The sequence below is a fragment of the Celerinatantimonas sediminis genome (genome assembly GCF_046054195.1).
In the GTDB taxonomy this organism is placed as follows: Bacteria; Pseudomonadota; Gammaproteobacteria; order Enterobacterales; family Celerinatantimonadaceae; genus Celerinatantimonas.
On the sequence record NZ_JBEQCS010000037.1, the window covers coordinates 1 to 2,926 of the forward strand.

At 43.5% G+C, this 2,926-nt stretch carries 1 protein-coding gene; it reads left to right on the forward strand.

All coding sequences use genetic code 11. From position 1 onward, the window contains the following. The first annotated feature begins 377 nt into the window (after positions 1-377). On the forward strand, positions 378-1,091 hold the full coding sequence (locus ABTQ23_RS21075; RefSeq protein WP_408617733.1) for a YjaZ family protein: 714 nt from the start codon (positions 378-380) through the stop codon (positions 1,089-1,091). Positions 1,092-2,926: the final 1,835 nt, after the last annotated feature.

Genomic DNA, 2,926 nt, shown 5'->3' on the forward strand with positions numbered 1-2,926 from the left:
CCGTTCAGCCCGACCGCTGCGGCTTTCAGAGGGCAACAAACACTGATCCAATCCCTCGAGCCATGCTGAAAAAACACCAAAGCAGCGGCAAGGGAAACACAAAAGATTTGAGAAAGTGACTAGAAAAGCTTGAAAGGCTGGTGTGTAGCCAGCTAAACTACACGAACAGTTTTAGGAATCACTTTCTCAGAGGTGTTTCCCGTGGTTCAGGGTGTTACCAGCACCGCTAAACCTTTAAAAAAGACCGCCTTCAGGCGGTTTTTTTTTACATTCAGATAGTAAATTCTAAAAGAATAAATATCAACAACATATGTTCGGCATAGATGAGTCTTGTTCATTTGGGTAAAATGTAACCATGACTCTATAAAAGCGAAAACATGGCCACCACACCTAAACCAGATACGATAATCATTGACGATAAAGAATACTCTCTTTCTCACATAAAAGACCTATCGGTCTCAATTGACTTGGTATTGTCAAATGGTGAAACAAGATCTGTCACCGTTAATATTTTTTGCACCAATCACGTATATTCAAGAAAATTGAAGGATGTTGACGAGCAACTTTTAAACGAATACAAAAAAAAAGGATCTCTGTTAACTTCTTACCAATATAAGAAAGGCAACCCCGACGATCTTGCATTAAGGCAAAACGCTCCGATAGAAAAAGAAAAAAGAATTTTTGATACAGAGAAATACAAATCTAGCTTTTACATACCTCGCTTTTTTAAAGCACCTCAAGAAACTTTGAAAAACAGATGTATATTAGCTAATAAAGGTGATGATAAAACATGCTTTTCATGCATGTTTGAACTAGATGACCTAGATGAAGGATATGCTTTTCTTTTAATGTTTAAATTAACAAAAATTTCAGGCAATACAATAAATTTACTGATTGAAACTGCATATATTGAACAAATAGAAAAAGATAATCGATTACAAAAAATAAAAAAAATAACCAAAAGTTCTCGCGACGAATTACGTCCATTAAGCGTTCTGTTAAAAAATATTTTAGAGGGAAGAAAAGCATTTGAGACAGCTCGATTTTCTAAACGAACAAGGAGAAGAAAGAAAAATAAGCAGAAAAAGTAAAGCCCTCGTAAAGAATGACCTTTAACGAGGGCAAAATATCTCCAGATTACCTATTATACGCATTTGCGTCGCTCAACCTTAAATCTCTCCCGAGAAACGTTAACTTAAAATTAAACGTCGTTGCGCGGGTGGAGGGGCTTTTACAATCCGACAATTCCCTCTCTTACCTATGCGTACAGAGTATGAATCATTTGACCTCATAGTCAAATAGTTTGACTAAAATTATTTTAGTATTTTTAGTTATTCCAATCTCCGTTAACGTAACTCTCGTCTTCAATAATCGATGCGCAAAACGGTCATTATGGTAAATAGCCAAGAATAGCCGTTGTTTTACCCCTTTCTCGCCTCTCAATGGCCCACAGCGCTATTTTAACCAATAAACCTAGGCAGATACCCATCGAAACCGCCTGAAAGTTTATAACGCTTTTGAGGCCGTTTGAGAGGGTGCTGAAACCGGTTTCGCACTTCACCAAAATTCACGCTTAAACGCCTGTTTTTAGATCTTTTCATCTCAAGTGTCGTTGCACTTCTAGCCCTTGCCAGCACTCGCTTGAAAGGGGAAAAGTGCAACCAATCACCAAAACTATCGTTGCACCGCTACCCCAGGTGAAGACTGGGTTTATCCTATGGCAGTGCCACTGCGTCAGGTGTGCCGCCCAAATCTTTATCCGTCGCTGCCGAGACAAGCCAATTTTAATTGGCGCCGGATCGGTGGCTCTCGAACGCTCGCGTTCGAAACAGATAAAAAGGGTTCGGGGTTGAATCGATGGCCCCGCTTCCCAAAGTGGGGCCAAGAGAAAATGGCCGCCCACGGTCATTTTTTCGGTCGACTGACGTTGGCCTGTTCAGGGGCCAAAAGTCAGCGCAACGCGTTCAATTTCCTTTCGCCCCCGTCGGCCTCTCGAAGAGGGCTGACCACCACCATAATGGAGGCTCGAAGAGATCCGCTTTGGCCGGAAAAATAAGCCGAAGCAAGGGATGAAAAACCGAGCGAACCGGCGCTATTTTTCCAGCCAAACGGACCCGCAAACATCCGATTTAGCAACGCGTTAAAAATCGTGTTGTTTGAGTGGCTCCCTTAGGGGGGTGGTCAGCCGTCGCAGACGGCCTGACGGGGGCGGTGAATTGACCATTGGGAGGTGCGTTCAGCGCCGGAAAATAGCCAAGAGGGCGAAGCCCTAACGTGTTGATTTTCGTTCAGAAAATCGGCTCGTTTAACGGGTTAAAAATTCCCTTAAAAGATTAAAAATGAAATCAATTTTTTGATCAGCCGTCTCATAAAAAGTCTCATAACGAATTATGAGACTTTTTATGAGACCTTTTATGAGACTATTTATGAGACAACAGGGCAAAAAGCACATCTGAAAATTTACGCAGCGTAAACTTATTTGGGTTGGGTCTCATGTGGACAATCTAGGACAACAAGTTGCCCAAAGATTGACACACAATCGCCCAGGGAGAATGGTGCCAACATGACCCTTTGCGCTCCGCGCGCAATCAAATTTTTTGTTTTAAAAAGGACTTAAAAGACAAGCCGGCTTCGCCGAGGAAAAGGATGTCGCCGCTGCGCGTCTCCACAGGTCGACCCTCCTAAATAAATAGGATAATCGGCCATAACCAGCACTATCGGTACGACATCGCGTCGCTCCCCCTCTGCGCCTTGCTGGTACTCGTCTGGTTCTGCTGTTCACTGGCCTTGGCTGCTGCTGTACCGCCGCTTTTTTTAGGTGGTGCGTTGTTCTCCCCCGCCACCGTGCGAACTGTCAGGCGTGCGATGCTCTGACAAGAAATAGACGCGCGTCTTAGGCTGGGCTGTTTGCAGAGTTTCCCCGTTC